Raw genomic sequence first — 458 nt, 5'->3', positions numbered from 1 at the left:
CCGCAGGCCGCGGTGGCGGCGGGCTACGTGGGTCGGGTCGGGTCGGCGACGGCGTCGGCGGCGCGGACGACGACCACGCTGACGGTCGGCTCGAGCGGGGTGCAGGCGGGGCACACCCTGGTGGTGTCGTTGTTGTTGTCCTCGACGAGCATCACGGGTGCCGTGTCGGTCAAGGACAGCGCGGGCAACACGTACGCGGTGGTTCGGGACGTCAACGACGGGTCGGCGGGTGACCGCGCGGTCACGGTGGTCGCGCTGTCGGTCAAGGCGCTGCCGGCGGGGTCGACGATCACGCTGACCTACTCCTCGGCGGGGGAGACCCATGTGAGTGTCGATGAGCTGGCCGGGGTCACCGGGATCGACACGAGCGCGGGCGCGACCGGGACCGGGACGGCGTTCAGTTCCGGGTCGGTCACCACGACCCAGCCGAACGAGATCCTGTTCGGGGTGGTCGGGGT

1 protein-coding gene is annotated in these 458 nt (G+C 71.8%); it reads left to right on the top strand.

The features are described from left to right. Positions 1-458 (top strand): hypothetical protein (locus AC1DIW_RS21880; protein ID WP_478110926.1); only part of this gene is annotated, 458 nt, incomplete at both ends.

The organism is Terrabacter sp. 01T434, assembly GCF_056398545.1.
This window is presented reverse-complemented; position numbering and strand designations above follow the sequence as displayed.